This is a genomic window from Alkalihalophilus lindianensis (assembly GCF_032843265.1).
Lineage (GTDB): Bacteria > Bacillota > Bacilli > Bacillales > Bacillaceae_D > Alkalihalophilus > Alkalihalophilus lindianensis.
This window is the reverse complement of sequence record NZ_JAWJBA010001117.1, coordinates 1-231: the sequence shown is the minus strand read 5'-3', so window position 1 is coordinate 231 and position 231 is coordinate 1. Positions and strand designations below refer to the sequence as shown.

Below are 231 nucleotides of genomic sequence, written 5' to 3'. Positions count from 1 at the left end.
CCTTCGGTCCATAAGCAGCAAATGCAATATCTTTTGTTGCTGGTGCTCCGTAAAAATGAACATAATCACCTTGTTCATTTTTTCTGTAACGATGGAGCCACACACATGTTAAATGCCACTTTGCCAATCTATCTAAGTAGATCTCCTTATCCATATTCCGATAGTAAAGTACTGCCAAACGACCAGTCGTAGCTGAGTCAAGAATTAATATGTTTACATTTGATTTGGTAG

At 38.1% G+C, this 231-nt stretch carries 1 protein-coding gene; it reads right to left on the bottom strand.

Features of this window, described 5'->3' with window-relative positions; genetic code table 11:
* On the bottom strand, positions 1-231 hold a 231-nt coding region (locus RYX56_RS25570; RefSeq protein WP_317124547.1), incomplete at both ends, for a type I-C CRISPR-associated protein Cas8c/Csd1.